This is a genomic window from Mesorhizobium sp. WSM1293 (genome assembly GCF_000513875.1).
Classification (GTDB): domain Bacteria; phylum Pseudomonadota; class Alphaproteobacteria; order Rhizobiales; family Rhizobiaceae; genus Mesorhizobium; species Mesorhizobium ciceri.
On the sequence record NZ_KI911319.1, the window covers coordinates 465,420 to 486,380 of the forward strand.

A 20,961-nucleotide genomic window follows, 5' to 3' on the forward strand; every position below is an offset into this window, starting at 1 on the left:
CCAGCCAATGTCCGAAGCGTGCCGCATTGATGATGCGGCGCAGCCGAAATGGTGTCGAGGCCCGGCTCGCGCCGGGCCTCGTCGCTTGGCAGGGGGAGGCCGAGAATAGGGCTTTCCTTCCTATTCTCCGCCGCCAAGCGAATGGACATAGACCGCAAGTTCCTTGACTTTGATCTCGCCGAGACGGCCGACCCAGGCCGGCATGACTCCCTGTTTCGGTGCACGGACCTGCGCGGCGATGGCTGCCTCGCCGGACCCATAGAGCCAGATCGCATCGGTCAGGTCGGGGGCGCCGAGTTCCTTGTTGCCCTTTGCATTGTCGCCATGACAGCCCACGCAATTTTCAGCAAAGACCTTGGCGCCGGGCTCGATCAGACTTGCGTCCTGGACCTCGCCGGAAAGGCTGGCGACGTAGGCGCTGACCTGAGCGATCTGGTCAGCGGCTATGATGTCGCCAAAGGCAGGCATTTCCGACAGGCGCGTGTCCGGATCGGACGCGAAGCGGATCCCGTGCGTAATTGTCTGCTGGATCTGCTCGGCCTTGCCGCCCCACAGCCAGTCGTCGTCGTTGAGATTGGGAATGCCCTTGGAACCTTGGGCGCCGGAGCCATGACATTGGACGCAATTGATCTTGAAGGCGGCGCTACCGGCGGCAATGGCGAATTCGCGCAGGGCATCATCCGAGACGATTTCCCAGACACTTTTCGACTCCACCGCCGCGAGGTATTTGCCCTTCGCTGCTTCCGCATCCGCCAGCTCGTGCTTGACGTCATTGCGGCTCGAATAGCCGAGAACACCCGTCGTCGCCGAGTGCAGCAGCGGCCATGCCGGATAGGCGATCGTGTAGCCGATCGCCCAGACGATGGTGACGTAGAAGATGGTGATCCACCAACGCGGAAGCGGGTTGTTCAACTCCCGGATGCCATCCCATTCGTGGCCGGTGGTTGGGACCCCAGAGGTTTCATCGATATGCTCCTCGCTCATGATCACTCGTCCTGAAGCGGAATTCGGGCAGCTTCGTCGGCCAGAGCGCGGCTTCCGGGGCGGAGCGCGAAGACACTTGCCCCCGCAAAGAAAAGCGCCATGGCAAGCAGACCCCAGCTATCCGCAAACTCCCGCATCAAATTGTAATCCATGGAAAACACTCCTCAGCGGTAGCCGGCGGCTTCGTCGTAGTTCTTGAAATCGACCAACGTGCCGAGCATCTGCAGATAGGCGACGAGGGCGTCCATTTCGGTGACTTGTTGCGGATTGCCATCGAAGTCGCCCACCTTTGCTTTCGGATAGCGCTTCTCGAGGCCGGAGGTGTCGGCATTCGGGTCAGCCTGCGCTTTCAGATCGGCATTGGCGTTGGCAATCATGTCATCCGAATAGGGGACACCGACGCGCGCATTCGCAACCAGATGTGTCGAGAAGTCCTTCACCTCGATCGGTGCGTCCTTCAGGAAGGCATAGCTCGGCATGACCGATTCCGGCACCACGGAACGCGGATCCGAAAGATGCGCGACATGCCATGCATTGGAGTAGCGGTCACCGACCCGGGCCAGATCTGGCCCCGTCCGCTTCGATCCCCATTGGAAGGGGTGATCGTACATCGACTCGACGGCCAGGCTGTAGTGGCCGTAGCGCTCGACTTCGTCGCGGAACGGCCTGATCATCTGGCTGTGGCAGACATAGCAGCCCTCGCGCACATAGATGTTGCGTCCGGCAAGTTCGAGCGGCGAGTAGGGCCGCATGCCTTCGACTTTCTCGATCGTGTTGTCGAGGTAGAAGAGGGGTGCGATCTCGACGATGCCGCCGACGGTCACGACAAGAAGGGAGCCTACGAGAAGAAGCGTGGCGTTCTTCTCGATAATGGCATGTTTGTCCATCAAGCCCATCGGTTTGGCTCCCTGGCAGGCTGCAGGACAGGCGCGGCACCCGACATGGGCCTCTCCTCACGCTGGTGGCCGAGGATTGTCATGGCGACGTTCCAGGCCATGATCAGGGCGCCGGAGAGGTACATCGCCCCGCCAATGGCGCGCATCACATAGTAGGGGTGCATGGCGGCGACGGTTTCGGCGAAGGAGTAGACCAGGAAGCCCTGCTCGTCGTATTCGCGCCACATCAGACCCTGCATGATGCCGGACACCCACATGACCGCGGCGTAGACGACGATGCCGAGCGTCGCCAGCCAGAAGTGCCAGGTGACCAGCCGCAGCGAATAGAGCCTGTCGCGGTTCCAGAGCTTCGGAACCATGTAGTAGATCGCGCCGAAAGAAATCATGCCAACCCAGCCGAGCGCGCCGGAGTGCACGTGACCGATGGTCCAGTCGGTATAATGCGACAGCGAGTTAACCGCCTTGATAGCCATCACCGGGCCTTCGAAGGTCGACATGCCGTAGAAGGCGACGGCCATCACCATCATGCGGATGATCGGATCGGTGCGCAGCTTGTCCCAGGCGCCGGATAGCGTCATCAAGCCGTTGATCATGCCGCCCCATGACGGCATCCACAGCATGATCGAGAACACCATGCCGAGCGTCTGCGCCCAGTCGGGCAGAGCGGTGAAATGCAGGTGATGCGGCCCGGCCCAGATGTAAAGGAAGATCAGTGCCCAGAAGTGGATAATCGACAGTCGGTAGGAATAGACCGGGCGGTTCGCCTGCTTCGGCACAAAATAGTACATCATGCCGAGGAAGCCCGCGGTGAGGAAGAAGCCCACGGCGTTGTGGCCGTACCACCATTGCGTCAGGGCGTCCTGGACCCCGGAAAAGGCGGAGTAACTCTTGGAACCGAGGAAAGAGGCCGGCATCGACAGGTTGTTAATCACGTGCAGCATCGCGATGGTCACGATGAAGGACAGATAGAACCAGTTGGCGACGTAGATGTGCGGTTCCTTGCGCTTCAGGATCGTGCCAAGGAACAGGATGAGATAGGCGACCCAGACGATGGTCAGCCAGATGTCGACATACCATTCGGGTTCGGCGTATTCGCGGCTTTCCGTGATGCCGAGCAGATAGCCGGTCGCGGCCATGACGATGAAAAGCTGATAGCCCCAGAAGACGAACCAGGCGAGATCACCGCCGAACAGGCGGGCGCGACAGGTGCGTTGAACGACGTACAACGACGTGCATAGCAGCGCGTTGCCGCCGAAGGCGAAGACGACGCCGGACGTATGCAGCGGCCGCAAGCGTCCGAAATTGAACCAAGGCTGAATGTTGAGATCGGGATAGGCCAGCTGCAGCGCGATGACCACGCCGATCAGCATGCCAATGACGCCCCAGAACATGGTGGCGATGGCGCCGTAGCGGATCGGATCATCCATATAAGCGGATCGGTCGATCGGAGTTGCCGGCTTGAACTCCGTGTTGCGCAACAAGATCCCGGTGAAGGCAGTAAGGGCAAAAAACAGCACCCACATGTGCTGGCGGAAAGGTCCGTCAATGCCGAAGCCGGCAGCCACCAGGGCTGCAAAAGCAAACAAGCCCACCACGACGATCGCTGTCCCGAATTTCATCGCAAATCCTGATCCCGAATCGCGCGGACGCCCAATCCGCTGTGCATCAATTGCGCAGCTGCCCTCTGCTCGCCCTGATCCATGTCAGGCGCCAGGTTTGTTCGGTAGAATCGAGTTCGCGCAAATCAGAAGGTGGCATACGGAAGCGCGCGACGGGCCTGCCCCGCTCACGACAAGTGGATTGAAGTCGAGCGAACGTCGAGGCGGGCGATATGTCGAGTCGTGCCCTCCGCGACTTGGAAGTACTGCTGGTAGCGTCGCTTGGAACGGCTCGGGAACGACGTAAATGGCGACATCGTCACTACCATTGCGGGTACGAGGACCTCAACGATCAATGCTTCATCGGCGAGCGAAACACTCATGGCGGGTGGCTAGCTTATCCGATAAGGGTCGCGGATGCTCTCGTGTCCATGCTACCGGGGGCTCGAAGGCTGCAGCGACCGTTCGAACGCAGCATGTCCTGCCGCGGCTTCGGAGTTGGCGGCGCAGACCCCGCCGCTTGGGGTTATTCAAACTGCCGCGGCCTTCGGCCGCCGCAACGCTGCTCCAGCCGGCCGACGCTCTCCACCATCACATGGCGTTTGTTCTCGATCCGGATCACGCCTTCAGCTCGCAATCGAGTCAGCTGCCGGCTCACGGTCTCATTCGTCAGTCCAAGGAAATCAGAGATGTCGGCACGAGTCAGCGGCAGATCGAAGGACGCCGAGCTGGCAGTCGGATTAACATTGGTATCGATATTCAGGGCGATCATGAGAAGAAAACTCGCCACCTTTTCCGATGCCGTCTTGCGCCCGAGCGTCACCATCCATTCGCGTGCTGCGTCAAGTTCGTCCAGCGTCTGCTTGAGCAGGCGGCGCTCGAGTTCCGGTGAATCCTTCATCATCCGTTCGAGGGCTGGCTTGGGGAACGAACAAAGGGTGACAACAGTTGCCGCTTCCGCACTGATCTCGCTTTCCACCTTGAAGGGTCGCCCCAGAAAATCCGGTGCAAACTGGAGAGCTACGATCTGCTGGCGCCCGTCCGAAAGGCTCTTCGTCAGCTTCACCACGCCTGAAAGCACATTCGAATAGCTGCCGACAGCCTCGCAGTCGCCGATCAGTTCGACTCCTGGCTCGACCTTGTGCCGCGACGAAGTCTTGGCGAGCCAAACCAAACGCTCTGGATCGAGCGCGCCGCAAATACCACGACGCCTTCCCTCGCAAGAGCGGCAAAGAACGGGAATGCCGGAACTGTGAATGTCTTGCCGTAATGTCATGCGCTCGCTCTACCCTGTCCCAAGCACCGACAGGATAGCAATCCAGGTAGAAAAATCCTTGCGGCAGTTTGTCCGAGCTGCACTTGATCGAAATCAGGGCGTTGGCCGGCCAATCAGTCAACAGTTCCAGCGATGCAAACATGGTGACCACGACATGCAGTCGAAAGTAGCTGCCTGGATTGTCGAAAACGTCCCTCGCTACACCAGCTATCCGACGGCACCGCATTTCCATGAGGGCGTCGATGCTGCGGCTTATCGTGGCTGGCTGGAGGCGCTCGGCGGGGACGATGAGATATCGCTCTACGTGCACATCCCATATTGCGACAAACTTTGCTGGTTCTGTGCGTGCCACACCAAGCAGACACGCCACTACGAACCGGTTACTACCTATTTGCGGTCATTGCATGCTGAGATCGCCACCGTCGCCAGTCTTGTCGCAGGCAAGGGCCGCGTGCGTACTATCCATTTCGGCGGCGGTTCGCCGACGATGCTCAAACCCGAAGATATGGTGGCCTTGGCAACCGTCCTGCGCAACAGCTTCACATTTCTTCCCGGCGCCAAGATCAGCGTCGAAATCGAACCCAACGATATGGACGAAGCCCGCCTCGACGCGCTTGCCGAAATCGGCATGACGAGGGCGAGCCTCGGCGTGCAGGATTTCGATCCGAAGGTGCAAAAGGCCATCAATCGCGAGCAGACCTTCTTGCAGACCAAAACAGTTGTCGACGGCGTTCGGTCCCGCGGCGTCGAATCGGTCAACCTGGACCTGCTCTACGGCTTGCCGCACCAGACCAGGGAGAGAGTCCTGTCCACAGTCATGCAGGCGCTGACGCTGCAGCCGGACCGGATCGCCCTTTTTGGCTACGCCCATGTGCCATGGTTCAAGAAACATCAGACCATGATCGACGAGGCCTGGTTGCCAGGCCCGGAGGAGCGGCTTGCCCAATCGCAACTGGCAGCACGCGCCATCCTCGACCGAGGATACGAAGCAATCGGGCTCGACCATTTCGCCAAACCGAACGATGCGCTGGCGCTTGCCGCGCAGGCGGGGACTTTGCGTCGCAATTTTCAGGGCTACACCGAGGATCGTTGCGAAACCTTAATCGGCCTCGGCCCCTCGTCCATCAGCCAATTCAAGCAAGGCTACGTCCAGAACATGCCTTCAACCGCCGAATATTGCCGCATGGTGGATCAGGGTGGCTTGGCTTCGGTCCGCGGAATTGTTTTCTCCAACGACGACCGCGCTCGCGGCTGGATCATCGAGCGGCTGATGTGCGATTTCGGCTTCTCGGCAGTCGAATTGGTGGAACGCTTCGGCAAAGCCGGCCAGAAGCTCCTTCTCCGGTCGAGTACCTTGGCCCTCGACAACCCCGTCCGATTGCTTGAACTCGATGGCGACCGTTTCGTCGTGCCGGTGGAAAGTCGTCCCTTTGTCAGGAGCGTCGCTGCGAAGTTCGACAAATATCTCGAAAGCGGAAAGGCCAGGCACTCGGTGGCAGTTTGAGCCAGAGCGCGTCGCAGACCGGGCAGGGTCCATCATCGGTGACCTTTCGCCATGCCACGATGTTGTCAGCGCCCCCCTCTCGTTGAAGAATCAACGACAAGCACGCAGGCATACGAATCGCATCGGAAAAACCTAAGCTGACGCGCTGCATCCACGCTGCCTGCACACGACGCTGCCGCCTTAGTGGTTGTCTTCCCGGTCGAGATCGGCTGCCGCATGATGGCGATGGACCATCGCTTGGCGACAGCTCGGCCTCATATGGATGGACCCGCCGAGCGGGCGGTGCGCCACCATTGCACTTGACCAACTCTCTGCTGCGGTCATTTGGAATCTGAAGCTGGCTGAGACCGCGACTTGCCCGGGACGCTGGCCGTCGCCATACGTTCTTTTCTGGCCTTGGCAAACGCTCGGTCGCCTTCCAGAAATCCCGCCAGCATGAAAGGGATGAGTTCCGCCACCGTTTCAGACTCGCCGTAGGTCTGACGATAGAGCGCAGCATACGCATTGAGTTCTTGGCTCAACTCCGCGCTCACGGTGATGGTGATCTTCAAAGGCGTTCGATCTGGAAGCTTACCAAGTTTCAAATTGGCCATAATCACTCCCGTTCAACTTTGTACGGCCGCAGCAAAAGGTCCTTGTGCACGATGACGCGCAGCGGCCAGCCTGGCCGGATAGTGATGGTGGGCTGAACATTGAGATTCTTCTCAATTATGCGCTGGCCGGCTCGACTAACATTCTGCTGGGCGGATTCGCGGATCGCCTTGACCAGATCGCTTTCATTGTCTCCGAGGCTCAATTCGGTGCCCACGCCAAGCAAGGTCGCAAGCGCGACCCCCCTGATCAGCTGCCAGGTGTGGAAATCCACCTTGTCCTCAAGCCCTGCATATCCCGCGCTGTCTGTTGCCGGCAGATTGTCGATTTCGATCGAGGAACCGTCCGGCAGGATTATTCGCTGCCAGACCAGCAATGCGCGCCTTTGCCCAAACGCCACCACGCTGTCATAGGCGCCGATCAGCCGTGAACCTTGTGGAATGAGCAAGATGCTGCCCGTGACTGTGTCTTGGACATTCTCTGTGACCTGCGCGACGACAAGGCCGGGTAGGTCGGAATTGATGCCGGTGATCAGGCTAGCCGCGATCACGCTGCCAGCCATCAGCTGATAGGGCGAGGCCGGCGTCTGGAGCGCGTGCGGATTGTAGATCCCGCTTGTGCTCCGCTGACTGACAAAATCCAGCTTGCGCTGTTGGTTGTTCTGATCGCCCTCGGCTGGAGCGACGGAAGCCGACGCGCCTGCCGCTCCCGGTTGCGGAAGCGCCTCAGGCCGCTGCTGTATACTCTCCCCGCCGCCGGCGAGATCTGTCGGTCTCGGTCGATTGTCGATCCGGAACAACACTTGCGACTCGCGCGCTTCGATCGCCTGCTGGGCAAGGCGTTGATCCTCGGCTGAGACCTCCTGTCCCGGCGCGATGCCGAGCTGGCGCTGCCGCTCGAGGATGGGGCGGCCGAGATCACCGGGTAGCGGCGGCCCAAGCACCGGGGCCTTAGACTTGACGCCGGAATAATCCCTGGGCAGCCCATCGAGTCCCTCGGCGGTGGGCTTGTGGTCAGGATGGTAAAGGTCTTCCGCATGCCCTTTGAATCGCAATGCCGGTCCCTGAAGCGCAATCATCATGACGCCCAAAATGGCACCGCATCCGGCGGCAGCGATCGCGACAATTACACCTCGCCTGAAGCGCACAGCCGCGCGGGGTGAGGCGCGCAGCTGGAGCTGGTCGGGATCAAGTTTCGGCGGCGCATTGGAGTGGGACGTATCGGTCATGAGCCTTGTCCCCTCACCTGCCAAAACCGGCAAACAGTGGCATCCGACGCGGCAATTGCCGACCGTCAATCCTTGTGATGCGCACGACCTGCTGCGGCTTGGCGCCGAGGCGCAGTTCGGCCGCGGCGAACAGGCGATCGACGATGTAGTAGTTGCCGCGCATGCGGTAGTTGACCAGCTGATTGCCGCCGCCAGCACCGACGATGAAGAGCGGCGGCGCCTCGCCCTGATCGATGCGGCGCGGGAATTCGATATAGACCTTGCTGCCGTCGTCAAAGGCCCGTGTCGGTCTCCAGGGCGGTGTGTCGCCGGCTATTGAATAGCGGAATCGGATATTTTCGAGCGCAACATTCGACGCGACCGGCGTAGCAGCCTCGGCCTGAACGTTTCGCCGGCGCAGCGCAAGGATCTGGTCTTCGCTGTAAGTCCAAGAGATGGCCGCCATTGCGGTCTTCTCCGTGCTTTGGAGCTGCAAGTGATAGGTGCGTCGATCCGTGGTGATCACCAGATTTGTGGTAAGCTCGGGCGCAAACGGCTTCACCAAAACATGGGTGCGCTGACTGTCACCGGTGCCACTGACGGTATCGCCTATGACCCACCGGACCGTGTCCCCGGCGGACACGGCTGTCAGCTTCTCGCCCGGCTGCAGAGCGATATCGGTGACGCGCTCCGGCGCGGCAAAGAGCTGATAAAGCGCACCGTCGGTGAAGGGATAGATCTGGACCGCGTTGACATAGCCATACCTGGTTGGCTGCCGGGTTGCGGCCTTGTTGGCATCGGCAACGCGTTCTTCAGGTGAGCGCTTGTCTTCGGCGACCTTGACCGGGTCAGGCTGCAACTGGCCGGGAAGCGGTAGCGGCTTTGGCACCTCGACGATCTTGACCGGTTGCTCCGGCGGCTTCTCGATCGACGCTGCCTTGAAGTCGGCCGCGTCATAGGAAATCTCGGGCGGTGGCACCGGCTTGGACGCGCAGGCCGACAGCACCGCGGCTGAGGCCGACAGGATCAGCGCGGCACGGAGCGATGGGACTCTATTTGTCATTGGCGGGCTCCTTGGGGGAAACGGATGACGGCGCGGCGCTGTCGAGCTCGCGCGACCAATCGATGGCGTTGATGAAGACGCCGAGCGGATTCTTGCGCAGTTGGTCCGCATTGCTTGGCGGCCGGATCATGACCGTGAGGATCGCCGTCCAGCGGGTCGTGCTGGCAAGGCTGCCGCGCTCAAATACCTGCTCGGTCCATTTGACCTGGAACGAGCTGTCGGAAGCCCGCACCACGCTGGTCACCTGGACGGACACGCTGCGCGTGCCGATCTGACCGAAAGGGTCGTTCGCCTTGGCATATTCGTTGAGAAAGTGCGCGGCGCGGTCGGTGGCAAAGTCATAGGCCGCCAACCAGTTCTGCCGCACCAACACCGGATCGGTGGAAACGGAACGGATATTCTGGATGAAGCGGCCAAGATGCCATGCGATCTGGGCATCCGTTGGCTCGTAGTCCTGGATTGCCGGGGCTACGGCGCGCGCCTCGCCAAAGCGGTCGACCTCGACGACGTATGGCACAACCCGGCTCTGCATGGACTGCCAAATGAGCCCGCCCGAGAGCCCGGTTGCCAACGCCAGGCAGCCAAGAGCCATCAGCCGCCAATTGCGGGCCTGCACCCGCGATGAGCCGATGCGCTCATCCCACATGTGGCCCGCCCTCTGGTACGGTGTAGTGGGCTCGGGTGTCTTGCCGTAGCGTTGAACGGATCGCCTGAAGAGCATCTAGTCGTCCTTGTCGTTGAGAGAGGGATTGGCGCTACCGCCCGGTCTGTCACCATCACGCACGGCCTGCATGGCGGCGTGGCGGTGAGCTCGCGCAGACTGCTGGGTACGCAGGCGCCTGGCCCAGCCAGGGGCCGCATCGGCGGTCGAACCCGCAGCACTTTCAGTTATCGTCGCGACAGGCGATCCGCCGGTCGCGGTCCATGCGGCTTGGCGCCCGGCATCGGCGCTGCGCCCGAAGGTTCCCGCGGCAGATCGTGCCGCTCGCATCGCGGCGCCACTGGCGGCACCCGCCACGCCCTGCATCCCAGCAGCCACACCGGACAGGCCGGAGTCAGGCGAGGTTGCACGCCCCAACTGCCACGCTGAGGAAGCTGCCGAACCGATGGTCGTGCCGGCTCGAATTGCGGCAAGCCCGCCATCAGCTGCCACGCGCGCGCCAGCGACCGCGGCACCTCCGGCAACGAGTGATGCACCGGCCGCGGCCGCGGCCGTACCCAGTGCGGCGCCCGCACCAAGCTGCGGGGCGCCCGAGACGAGACCGGATGCTATTCCAGGCCCGAAGATCCCTAGCCCAAGAAGCGCCAACGCGCCCAACACCTGCGACATGGCTGCGGCCAAATCCGGCTCCTTGCCTTGCAGCGCGGAAGCGAACTCGCCGAACAGTGTGGAGCCGATGCCGACGACGACGCCAAGCACCATCACCTTGATGCCCGACGAGATCACGTTGCCGAGCACACGCTCGGCCAGAAACGCCGACCGGTTCCAGAGTGCGAAGGGCACCAGAACGAATCCGGCGAGAGTGGTGAGCTTGAACTCCAGAATGGTGATGAAGAGCTGGATGGAAAGAATGAAGAAGGCGATGATGACCAGGAACCAGGCCACGAGCAGCACGAAAATGGTGAGCGCGTTGCCGAAGATTTCAGGAAAGCCAAGAAGCTGGCTCGCTTGATCGAGCAGCGGCCAGGCGCCCTCAAAGCCTGTGGCGGCAATACGTCCGGGCCGCAGGAGATTGTCGGGGGAAAGATTGTCGGCAGAAGCGTTGATGCCCAGCCCGGCAAAGGAGCGGTATATAATGTCGGCGAGGTTCTTGAAATTGTTCAGGATGAAAGCGAAAACGCCGACATAGAGCACCTTGCGGACGAGGCGGCCCAGAATGTTGGGCTCGCCGGCGAATGCCCAAGCGAGCCCGGCTAACGTGATGTCGATGCCGATCAGCGTCGTGGTGAGGAAGGCGACATCGCCCGACAGCAGACCGAACCCGCTGTCGATATAGCGGATGAAAGTCTCCATGAAGCGATCGATGACCCCGAGGTCGTTCATTCCGCCTTCCCCTCGTGAAAGAACTGGTGATCAGTTGGCGGGATAGGCCGTGCCGGTGCCGAGGAATCGCTTTGTCGTCTGGCGGGCGGCTTCTTCAGACTGCGCCTTGCGAGCCGCGTCCTCCGCCTCAGCGCGAAACTGCGTCGCGAGCAGCGTCTGGATCTGCATCTGCTGCTTGGTTGACAGCGCGATCAGTTGGTTGGTGGCCTGGCTTGCCTCAAGCGCACCGGCAGCACCCTGGCTGCGGTTGACGAGATCAGCAAGCAGGTCGCGATCGCCGCGGACGTTCGCGAGGATCTGCGACTGGACACCCATCGTCTGCCGGAACGCCTGCATGGCGCTCTGCCAGCGCTCGCGCGCTGCGGTTGCCACATCGCTGACCTTGATCGTGGCGTCGTAGCTTTCGGGATATTGATTGCGCCACTGGTCCTGCAGCTTGCCCAGATCAAAACTCAGGCCACTCGCCTGGTCCATGAGGCCGTCGATTCGCTGCAGCGAACCGGTGAGCTGGCCCACCGAAGAAAAATCCAGCCTATGAAGGTTGCGCGCCATGTTCTGCAGCATGGTCGCCTGGTTCTGGAGCGACTGGATCTGGTTGTTGATCTGCTCCAGCGAGCGCGCCGCCGTCAGCACGTTCTGGGTATAGTTCGACGGATCGAAGACAATGAGCGCATAGGCTGGCTGGACATAGTCGGCCATCGGTTTGGCGAGGAGGGAAAGGGTGATCAGGCCGGAAAGGAAACGGCGCCGCATCATGACGATTGCTCCATGTCTGGTTGAGGGAATTGGCGGAGAAGCTCGGCGGCCCACTCGTGACCGCGGGCATTTAGGAAGTGGGAGGCAAAGCCGTCCTGCCCGTGCTCCGACAGGATCCTGTCGATCAGAGTCTGGCTGGCGGGATCGGAGGCACCGCATAGCGCAAGCGCGATGACGCCCAAGCCCAGGTCGAACAGACGATTGCCGCGGCGCGATTGCAGATAGTAGTGCCGCTTCGGCGTGGCGCGCGCGACCAGTTCGATCTGCCGCTCGTTCAGGCCGAAACGCTCGTAGGCTTCCCGTGCCTGCGGTTCCACGGCACGATCGTTGGGAAGAAAGATGCGCTGCGGGCAGCTCTCGATGATAGCCGGTGCGATTGCAGAGCCGGCGATGTCGGCCAGTGACTGCGTGGCGAAAATGACGGAGACGTTCTTCTTGCGCAGTACCTTCAGCCATTCGCGCAGGCGGGCGGCAAAGAGCGGATTGTCGAGATAGAGCCAAGCCTCGTCGAGCATGAGCAAGGTCGGTCGCCCATCGAACCGCGCTTCGAGGCGATGGAAAAGATAGGTGAGCACCGGCAGAACAGCGCCTTGGCTGTGCATCAGCTCTTCGGTCTCGAAGCACTGCACGTCCGACAAGGCCAGCCGATCGTCATCCGCGTCGAGCAATCGGCCGAAGGGGCCGTCGAGCGTGTAGGGCATCAATGCGGACTTCAGCGCGTTGGACTGAAGCAAGAGCGACAAGCCGGTGAGTGTGCGTTCCTGTGCCGGCGCGGTTGCAAGACTGGTGAGCGCCGACCAGATTGCCTCTTTCGCTTCTGGGGTGACGGTGACGTTCTCATGAGCGATGAGTCCGGCGATCCATTCGGCCGCCCAGCTGCGGATGGCCGGATCATCAACCTTGCGCAGCGGCTGGAAGGCAAGCGCACCGTGCGCACGCAGCGCGTGGTGCTCTCCACCCATGGCAAGAATTGCGGCGCGGGCTGAATTGCCTTTGTCGAAGACATAGACCTGCGCGCCGGCATAGCGTCGGAACTGCAGCGCGAAGAGGGCAACGAGAACCGACTTGCCGGCACCAGTCGGTCCCACGATCAGCATGTGGCCGACATCGTCGACGTGGGTGGAGAGCCGGAACGGTGTCGACCCGCTGGTTGAGGCGAAGAGAAGCGGCGGGGCCTCTGCCTGGATTGCCTTGGCGAGATGCTCGTTCGCCGCCGGGCCGGCCCACATCGAGGAAAGCGGCATCAAGTGGGCGAGGTTCAATGTGTGAACGAGCGGCTGGCGCACATTCGCGTAAACATGGCCGGGCAACGAGCCGAGCCAGGCCTCGACCGCATTCACGCCTTCACGGATCGTGGCGAAGCCGAGGCCATTGACGACGCGCTCGACCGCGCGAAGTTTGGCCGCGGCGGCTTGATGGTCCTCGTCCCATACCGTCACCGTCGTCGTCAGATAGCCAAACCCGACATGATCGCCGCCTAACGCCTGGAGTGCGGCGTCGGCATCGAGCGCCTTGTTTTCGGCGTCGCTGTCGACGAGCGGGACAGGTTCACTGGTCACCACCTCGCGCAGGATGGCCGCGATCGACTTGCGCTTGGCAAACCACTGCCGCCGAAACCGTGTCAGCGTCTTGGTGGCCTCCGTCTTGTCGAGCGGAATGAAGCGTGTCATCCAGCGATAGGCGAAATCCTGGTGGTTGAGCGCGTCGAGAATTCCGGGCCGTGTGACATTCGGAAAACCGAGAATGGTGAGCGTGCGCAGATGTTGGTCGCCAAGCATCGGCTCCAATCCGCCAGTAAGCGGCGCATCGACCAGGATGCCGTCGAGATAGATCGGCGTTTCCGGCACGGCGACTGGATTGCGGCTGGTCGAGATCGTGCCGTGCAGGTAAGTCAGCGTCTCGGCATCATCCAGTGCGCGTATTTCGGGCATCAAGCTCGACAGGAGATCCTGCACGCGGCCGGTCTCGTCCCGGAACCGCGCCAGTTCCTGGCGCCACTCTCTCTCGCCTTGTGAATGATGCGAGTCGACGAGAGCGCTTTGCGCCCGCGCCTGGCTATCCGGCGGCGGCATGAACGCCAGCGTCAGGTGGTAGCGGCTCTCGTAGTGCGCGACCTTGCCTTGAAAGGCCGCGCGCCGTTCTTCGTCGACCAACCATGACGCAGCGTCGGGGAAGCGCGAGTCTGGATAGCCCAGCGCCTCGATGCGCTCGGCCTCGAAGAACAATGCCCAGCCAGAGCCGAGGCGTCTGAGCGCATTGTTGGCTCGCGCGCAGATGCCGATGAGTTCGGCTTCTGTTGCACTCTCGAGATCAGGGCCGCGAAATGCGAATGTGCGCTGGAAGCTGCCGTCCTTGTTGAGCACGATGCCTGGTGCTATCAGTGCGGCCCAAGGCAGATGATCGGCAAGCCGGTCGGCCTTGCCCCGATATTCCGAAAGATTCAGCATGCAAGCCACCCCCTCAGGCGAAGGTGGCGGACGAGCACGCCGGCGAAGTCCGGGTCGCGGCGGGCCGCGAAGACAGCCACAGTGTGCCCGCAGATCCACAGCACCAGTCCGGCAATCCACTGCTGCAAGCCAAGCCCGATGGCCGCGGCAACGGTGCCATTGAGGATCGCCACCGCTCGCGGCGCGCCGCCGAGCAGGATCGGTTCGGTCAGTGCCCGGTGAACCGGAACCTCGAAGCCTTCTATGTGCTCTCCGGCCAGCATCAGACGAGTGCCCCGCCGCCAAAGGAGAAGAAGGAGAGGAAGAAGCTCGATGCGGCAAAGGCGATCGACAGACCGAAGACAATCTGGATGAGCCGACGGAACCCACCTGCCGTGTCGCCAAAGGCGAGTGTCAGGCCGGTGGTGATGATGATGATGACCGCGATGATCTTGGCGACCGGACCCTGCACCGATTCCAAGATTTGCTGCAGCGGCTGCTCCCAAGGCATGCCGGAGCCGGCGGCGTATGCCGGAAACGTGAGAAGAAAAGCGAGCGCGGTGGCCCAGAGAAAGCGAAGCTTCTTGCGCATGAAATGACCTTTCAGAGTTGCTGGAGTTGCGGAAGCGTGAGCTGGGTGACGGCGTAGTCGCCACTGCTGTCGAGACCAGTGACCTCGGCGATCGCCTCGATGCGGCGCGAGGATCCGCGGCCAGCGATGAAGACGATCAGATCTATCGCCTCGGCGATGAGCCGGCGGGGAACGGCGACCACGGCTTCCTGTGCGAGCTGCTCGATGCGGTAGAGGGCAGACCGCGCCGAGTTGGCATGAACCGTGGCGATGCCGCCTGGGTGACCGGTGTTCCATGCCTTCAGCATGTCGAGCGCTTCGGCGCCTCTGATCTCGCCGACGATGATGCGATCGGGTCTGAGGCGCAGTGTCGAACGCACGAGATCGGCGAGCGTGACCGAACCCCGCCTCGTCCTCAGCGCAACGCAGTCTTTTGCTGCGCATTGAAGTTCGCGCGTATCCTCGATCAGGATCACCCGCTCGTCGCAGTCGGCGGCGACGGCCAGCAGCGCATTGGCAAGGGTTGTCTTGCCCGAGGACGTGCCGCCTGCGATCAGGATGTTGCGCCGCTCGCGGACGGCTCCCTTCAACGCATCGGCCTGCAGCGGCAGCATGACGCGGTCGGCGACATAATCGGCCAGGGTGTAGAGTTTTGCGGCAGGCTTACGAATAGCAAAGCATGGCGCCAGCACCACGGGTGGCAGCAGGCCTTCGAACCGCTCGCCCGACGGCAGTTCGGCGCTGACGATCGGATTATCCGCATGCGCTTCGGCGCGCACATGGGAAGCGACGAGGCGGACGATGCGCTCCGCCTCGGTAGGATGGATGTGCACGCCTGTGTCGACCAGGCCTTCTCCGAGCCGATCGAGCCGCAGTGCTCCGTCGGGATTGACCATCACCTCGATGATCAATGGATCGGAGAGCGCTTTGGTGATCGCCGGACCCATGGCGGTGCGCAGCATCGCGCTGCGGCGGTGGTCAGCTTCCGGATGAGAGTTCACCCTTCCCCTCCCACGTCATTGTCTTTGCCAAGCGATCGCTTCCCGGAAGCGATCTGCCGACCCACCTGCTCGACAAATTTGTCGAAGCGCTCCTGGCCAACGGCCTGCGTTGCCCTGTCCGGGACCGGCGTGTGGGCGTGAAGCGTGATCGAAAAGCGGATGAAGAGCGCCAGGCTCTCCAGCATCATCTCGACGTCGCGCCTGACATAAGCGAGGTCGCGAGAAAGACGGTCGAGCCGTACGCCGTAGCGTTTGTCGAGCTCATTCTCGCCACGGCGCTCGATGAAGGCTTCCACCGCCTTCGCGACAATCGCCGATTTGGTGGTCGAAGGATCACGACTGAGTTTGTCCAGCTTCTCGCTCAGCTCAAACTCAAGCAGAAACTGGTGACGAATGCGGCGGGGCTTCATGTGGCTTGTTCCAGCTGCCAGCGCCGGCGCGCCGGCGACGGGAACAAGCATCCGCCAGATGCCCAAGAAAGCTTATCGCCGTTATCTACGCCGAAATACGCCGTCAGGAAGCGGCGTTCAGAAGCCGGGCACGATGTCTTTGTCGTCGCCCCTTCCCTCGTTGATGCCGTAGGCGCGGGCAGCCGTCGAAATCCGATCCATGACACGCTTGTCGGCGACCGGCTCGCTGTCATCGTCAACAGATTTGAAAAGATCGCCCTGGTCAGTTTCTTGAGAAAGCACGACTTGATCTTCTGGCAGAGCTGGATGTCGCTGCTGCTGGACGCCACCCTCGTCCCCGATCGCCGCGTCGGCAATCTCGTCGCCTGCAGCCAGACGGCTGTCAACGCCGCGGACCTGTCCAGTCCAATCGTCCGGGCGCGAAGCGGGACAGTCGGCGTAAGTGCCGTCCCGCAGCACCGGGGACGGTAGCACGCGTTCCGTGAAATTCCGATCCTGGTAGTAGCGCAGCTTCTGCGCGCGCAATGGCGGCAGCCCTGAAATCAGCACCAGCTCGTCGTTCAGGGGCAGCTGCATCACCTCGCCAGGAGTCAGCAGCGGTCGGGCCGTTTCCTGGCGGCTGACCATGACGTGCGACAGCCAGGGGGCCAGACGATGGCCGGCATAGTTGCGCATGGATCTCAGTTCCGTCGCCGTGCCGAGCGCGTCCGAGATGCGCTTGGCCGTGCGGTCGTCATTTGAGGAAAAGGCAATGCGCACATGGCAGTTGTCGAGAATGGCACTGTTCTCGCCGTAGGCCTTGGATATCTGGTTCAGGGATTGCGCGATCAAGTAAGCGCGAATGCCGTAGCCGGCCATGAAGGCGAGCGCGGTCTCGAAGAAATCTAGCCGACCGAGCGCCGGGAATTCGTCGAGCATCATGAGGAGCCGATGTTTGCGACCCTTGTTAGGGTCGCCCTCAAGGCGCTCCGTCAGGCGCCTGCCGATCTGGTTCAGGATCAGTCGCACCAAAGGCTTGGTGCGCGAGATGTCCGACGGCGGCACGACCAGATAGAGCGACATCGGTCGCTCGGCATCCATGAGATCGACAATGCGCCAGTCGCAGGCCGATGTTGCCGCCGCAACTGTCGGGTCGCGATAGAGCCCGAGGAACGACATGGCGGTCGATAAAACACCCGAACGCTCGTTTTCCGATTTGTTCAGCACCTCGCGTGCCGCCGAGGCCACCACCGGATGGACCTCAGGCTGGTCAGGCGTGCCCAGATGGTTGGTGGTCATCATCCGCTGCAGCGTCGCGGAAAAGGAACGTTGCGGGTCCGACAGGAAAGTGGCGACGCGGGCAAGCGTCTTTTCCTCTTCGGCATAGAGAACGTGCAAAACGGCGCCGACGAGGAGGGAATGACTTGTCTTCTCCCAGTGGTTCCGGCGATCCAGCGCACCTTCCGGATCTACCAGGATGTCGGCGATGTTCTGGACGTCGCGGACCTCTTGCGGACCCTTTCGCACCTCAAGCAACGGGTTATAGCGCGCCGACCTGGGATCCGTCGGATTGAAGAGAAGACAATAGGAGAATTTCGACCGCCAGCCGGAGGTCAATTGCCAATTCTCGCCTTTGATATCGTGAATGACGGCCGACCCGGTCCAGGACAGAAGCGTTGGAACAACCAGTCCGACGCCCTTGCCTGATCGTGTTGGGGCAAAGGCCATGACGTGCTCGGGTCCGTCATGTCGCAGATAGCGATCCTTCAGCTTGCCGAGGAAAACGCCGCCCGGTCGAAACAGGCCTGCCCTCTCGATCTCCTGAGTTGTTGCCCACCTTGACGAGCCATAGGTCGTCACTGATCCGAGCTGTCGCGCGCGCCAGAGCGAGCCCGCGATGGCTGCGGCACAGCCCACGAACCCACTGGCGCCGGCGAGCGCACCGGCCTTATCGAAGACCTCGGGCGCATAGGCGTCGAAATGGTACCACCATTCGAACAGTTTCCACGGCTTGTAGATCGGCCAGCCAGCCACGACAAACCACGGCGTGCCGAGTGGCGGCTGATGACCCAGCATGTGGGCGCACCACTGCGTGGCCGCCCACACCCCGAGGATGACGATTGCGAATACGACGGCAATCTGCCCAATCAGCAACTTCGTGGGCGTCATTGGCTTGCTCCGCTGTTCTGAACGTCGGGGGCAAGCATCGCGCAGCGCGATGTGAACTGAAATGCACACTACGCACGACCAGGTGCGATGGGGAATGGGCCGGATCGCTCACAGAGCAGCCTTTTACGTGCCTGGAGCCCGCGCCGCAGACTGGGTCACCGGCCATGGCCGCCCTCGGCGATCGCGACCTATTCTGTGTTTTTGCTTCGTCTGATCAAAACGCATGCATGCGTTTAGCGCGAGCGATCCACAGGCAGCTCAACGGATCGGCATCTCCTCGACATCCAAGTGGCCGATGACGCGCTTTGCTCCGGCGTGTTTGGTATGGACGGGCCGTCACAAATCATTCGACGGTAACCGATTTTGCGAGATTGCGCGGTTGGTCGACATCTTTGCCCATGAAGACAGCCGTGTCATAGGCAAGAAGCTGTATCGGCAGGGCAAAGATCATTGGCGCGATAATCTCGTCGACGGTCGGCAGGACAATCGTGTGCATCGTTTTGAGTTTCGAAGCAGCGGCGCCTTTCTCATCAGTGATGAGGATGATCCGTCCTCCCCTGGCGGCCGCTTCCTCCATGTTGGAGACGGTCTTGTCGAAAAAGCGATCATGTGGCGCGATGACGATCACTGGCATGTTTTCGTCGACCAATGCGAGCGGACCATGCTTCAATTCACCAGCCGCATATCCCTCGGCATGGATGTAGGAAATCTCCTTGAGCTTCAGCGCACCTTCCATGGCCAGTGGGAAACTGGTGCCGCGGCCGAGATACAGGACGTCATGGCACTTTGACAGTTCGCGCGCCAGGAGCTCGACATCTGGCTTGATGCTGTTCAGGACCTGGCGCATGATTCGCGGCATTTCGGCAAGGCTCGCGACGAGGGCCCTCGCCTCAGCTTCGGTTACCGTTCCACGGGCCCTGGCAGCACCAATGGCGAGTGTGGCAAGAACCACAAGCTGGCAGGTGAAAGCCTTGGTGGAGGCGACGCCGATCTCCGGCCCGGCAAGGATTGGGAAGACCGCGTCGGCCTCCCGCGCGATGGTCGATTCCCGGCTGTTGACGACAGCGCCGGTCGTCAGCCCACGCCCCTTGCAGTATCTCAGAGATGCGAGCGTGTCGGCGGTTTCACCGGACTGCGAAACGAAAAGAGCCGCCGAGTGCGGCGGCAATGGGATCTCCCGGTAGCGGAATTCGGACGCGACGTCGATTTCGACCGGCAGGCGCGCATAGCGCTCGAACCAGTATTTTGCGATCAGTCCAGCCAGATAGGCTGTGCCGCAAGCCGAGATCGCCAGGCTCGGGATGCTGGCAAAATCTATGCAAGAAGCCGTGTCGATGGGATTCCCTTCGGAATTGATGTGATGAGCGAGCGCACGGGCGACAACCTCGGGCTGCTCATGAATTTCCTTCTCCATGAAATGGCGATAATTGCCCTTATCGGCCAAGTATGCCCCGGCAAGGGAAGTCTGGCGTGGACGCTCGACGGGATGGCCATCGAAATTGAAGATATCGGCGCCTGTCTTGCTGATAACGGCCCAGTCGCCGTCGACGAGATAGGTGATTGCATTTGTGAAGGGAGCAAGCGCGATGGCGTCGGAGCCCAGGAACATCTCGCCGTCGCCGTGACCGATCGCCAATGGGGGTCCGTTGCGCGCCGCCATGATGATCGACGGATCATCCTCAAAGAGAACGGCAAGGGCGTAGGCACCGCTGACGCGCTTCAGCATGGCGTGCATGGCCTCGCCCCGCCCCATGCCCTCCCTGCGGTATCTTGCCAAGAGATGAACGACGACTTCGGTGTCGGTATCGGTCTGGAACTCGGCGCCCGCCGCCGCCAGTTCGTCCTTCAACTCGGCGAAATTCTCGATGATGCCGTTGTGAACCACGGCCACACCCTCCGCAATGTGCGGGTGCGCGTTGCGCTCAGTGGGTGCCCCATGGGTTGCCCAACGCGTGTGTGCGATGCCGATGGTGCCGTTCAGCGGCTCTTCCTTCAATCTTCTCTCGAGATTGACAAGCTTGCCCTTGGCGCGCCGGCAGTTCAACGAGCCCTCGCAAATGGTGGCAACGCCGGCTGAGTCATAGCCGCGATATTCGAGCCGCTTCAACGCGTCAACCAACCGCTCCGACACTGGCTGATGCCCAACGATGCCAACAATCCCGCACATGATCGTCTCCGAATTCTTCTTCCCGGTAGCCTCAGTCGGCGCGAAGGAACCCGCCACCGCTCAGCCCCTAGTGGAATTCGGCGAAAGAGGTAAAATCGATTGTTGGGATAGCTGCCATCCAGCCAGCGGATAGTCGGGAAACGTGTTTGACGACCCGGCGAGAGGACCTTTGACCTCGGCTAAACAGGTCTCCTGACCCCAGCTTCACCCGTCTCAGAGAGTGAGAAAGCCGTCAAATTCGCCACCAACTGTCGTGATTTGCGGGCTTTCGACCGAGCCGGCCGCGCAAATCGTCCGTGCAAGCTGTCCCTCGTGGCAC

At 61.5% G+C, this 20,961-nt stretch carries 19 protein-coding genes; 1 reads left to right on the forward strand and 18 read right to left on the reverse strand.

The genetic code is table 11. The features are described from left to right. Positions 1–120 precede the first annotated feature (120 nt). From ccoP to M729_RS0132475, 5 genes are all read right to left on the reverse strand, one after another. Positions 121–984 (reverse strand): cytochrome-c oxidase, cbb3-type subunit III, encoded by an 864-nt coding sequence (gene ccoP / locus M729_RS0132450; RefSeq protein WP_027164058.1) that lies wholly within the window; start codon positions 982–984, stop codon positions 121–123. A gap of 2 nt (positions 985–986) precedes the next feature. Then, the gene (locus tag M729_RS0132455; RefSeq protein WP_027164059.1) at positions 987–1,136 is read right to left on the reverse strand and encodes a CcoQ/FixQ family Cbb3-type cytochrome c oxidase assembly chaperone; all 150 of its coding nucleotides are present in this window, start codon (positions 1,134–1,136) and stop codon (positions 987–989) included. Between the two features lie 12 nt (positions 1,137–1,148). Beyond that, entirely contained in the window at positions 1,149–1,880 is a 732-nt protein-coding gene (ccoO, locus tag M729_RS0132460) for a cytochrome-c oxidase, cbb3-type subunit II (protein WP_027164060.1), read from the reverse strand. After that, positions 1,871–3,499 carry a cytochrome-c oxidase, cbb3-type subunit I gene (gene ccoN, locus M729_RS0132465; RefSeq protein ID WP_027164061.1) on the reverse strand — a complete coding sequence of 543 codons (1,629 nt, stop codon included), beginning with the start codon at positions 3,497–3,499 and terminating at the stop codon, positions 1,871–1,873. The genes ccoO and ccoN overlap by 10 nt, the downstream gene beginning before the upstream one ends. A 505-nt stretch (positions 3,500–4,004) precedes the next feature. Next, positions 4,005–4,754, reverse strand: a complete 750-nt coding sequence (locus M729_RS0132475) for a Crp/Fnr family transcriptional regulator (RefSeq protein WP_027164063.1) — start codon at positions 4,752–4,754, stop codon at positions 4,005–4,007. A 154-nt stretch (positions 4,755–4,908) separates the two neighbouring features. Between M729_RS0132475 and hemN the strand changes: the two genes are divergently transcribed. Continuing rightward, positions 4,909–6,258 (forward strand): oxygen-independent coproporphyrinogen III oxidase, encoded by a 1,350-nt coding sequence (hemN, locus tag M729_RS0132480; protein ID WP_027164064.1) that lies wholly within the window; start codon positions 4,909–4,911, stop codon positions 6,256–6,258. A 320-nt stretch (positions 6,259–6,578) separates the two neighbouring features. Here hemN and M729_RS0132485 read toward each other — a convergent pair whose 3' ends face one another. The 13 genes from M729_RS0132485 to glmS all read right to left on the reverse strand — a co-directional run bounded on the left by M729_RS0132485 (position 6,579) and on the right by glmS (position 20,642). Beyond that, complete coding sequence (locus M729_RS0132485) at positions 6,579–6,851, reverse strand: DUF2274 domain-containing protein (protein WP_027164065.1); 273 nt, start codon at positions 6,849–6,851, stop codon at positions 6,579–6,581. A gap of 2 nt (positions 6,852–6,853) precedes the next feature. Continuing rightward, complete coding sequence (locus M729_RS0132490; RefSeq protein WP_027164066.1) at positions 6,854–8,077, reverse strand: TrbI/VirB10 family protein; 1,224 nt, start codon at positions 8,075–8,077, stop codon at positions 6,854–6,856. Positions 8,078–8,090: 13 nt separating this feature from the next. After that, complete coding sequence (gene trbG / locus M729_RS0132495) at positions 8,091–9,119, reverse strand: P-type conjugative transfer protein TrbG (RefSeq protein WP_027164067.1); 1,029 nt, start codon at positions 9,117–9,119, stop codon at positions 8,091–8,093. Then, positions 9,109–9,840, reverse strand: coding sequence for a conjugal transfer protein TrbF (gene trbF / locus M729_RS0132500; protein ID WP_027164068.1), 732 nt, complete (start codon positions 9,838–9,840; stop codon positions 9,109–9,111). The genes trbG and trbF overlap by 11 nt, the downstream gene beginning before the upstream one ends. After that, entirely contained in the window at positions 9,841–11,163 is a 1,323-nt protein-coding gene (gene trbL / locus M729_RS0132505; protein ID WP_027164069.1) for a P-type conjugative transfer protein TrbL, read from the reverse strand. 30 nt (positions 11,164–11,193) lie between these two features. Further along, positions 11,194–11,919: a P-type conjugative transfer protein TrbJ gene (trbJ, locus tag M729_RS0132510; RefSeq protein WP_027164070.1), complete on the reverse strand. Its 726-nt coding sequence runs from the start codon at positions 11,917–11,919 to the stop codon at positions 11,194–11,196. Then, entirely contained in the window at positions 11,916–14,366 is a 2,451-nt protein-coding gene (gene trbE, locus M729_RS0132515; RefSeq protein ID WP_027164071.1) for a conjugal transfer protein TrbE, read from the reverse strand. The genes trbJ and trbE overlap by 4 nt, the downstream gene beginning before the upstream one ends. Continuing rightward, the gene (locus M729_RS0132520) at positions 14,360–14,629 is read right to left on the reverse strand and encodes a VirB3 family type IV secretion system protein (RefSeq protein WP_027164072.1); all 270 of its coding nucleotides are present in this window, start codon (positions 14,627–14,629) and stop codon (positions 14,360–14,362) included. Before M729_RS0132520 ends, trbE begins: the two co-directional genes overlap by 7 nt. Continuing rightward, the gene (locus M729_RS0132525) at positions 14,629–14,937 is read right to left on the reverse strand and encodes a TrbC/VirB2 family protein (protein ID WP_027164073.1); all 309 of its coding nucleotides are present in this window, start codon (positions 14,935–14,937) and stop codon (positions 14,629–14,631) included. The genes M729_RS0132520 and M729_RS0132525 overlap by 1 nt, the downstream gene beginning before the upstream one ends. An 11-nt stretch (positions 14,938–14,948) precedes the next feature. After that, positions 14,949–15,917: a P-type conjugative transfer ATPase TrbB gene (trbB, locus tag M729_RS0132530; protein ID WP_027164074.1), complete on the reverse strand. Its 969-nt coding sequence runs from the start codon at positions 15,915–15,917 to the stop codon at positions 14,949–14,951. Next, positions 15,914–16,327 carry a CopG family transcriptional regulator gene (locus M729_RS0132535; RefSeq protein WP_027164075.1) on the reverse strand — a complete coding sequence of 138 codons (414 nt, stop codon included), beginning with the start codon at positions 16,325–16,327 and terminating at the stop codon, positions 15,914–15,916. Before M729_RS0132535 ends, trbB begins: the two co-directional genes overlap by 4 nt. Positions 16,328–16,444: 117 nt before the next feature. After that, positions 16,445–18,475 (reverse strand): conjugal transfer protein TraG, encoded by a 2,031-nt coding sequence (locus tag M729_RS0132540; RefSeq protein WP_027164076.1) that lies wholly within the window; start codon positions 18,473–18,475, stop codon positions 16,445–16,447. Positions 18,476–18,818: 343 nt separating this feature from the next. Further along, a complete protein-coding gene (glmS, locus tag M729_RS0132545) occupies positions 18,819–20,642 on the reverse strand; it encodes a glutamine--fructose-6-phosphate transaminase (isomerizing) (protein WP_027164077.1) in 1,824 nt (607 codons plus the stop codon). Positions 20,643–20,961: the final 319 nt, after the last annotated feature.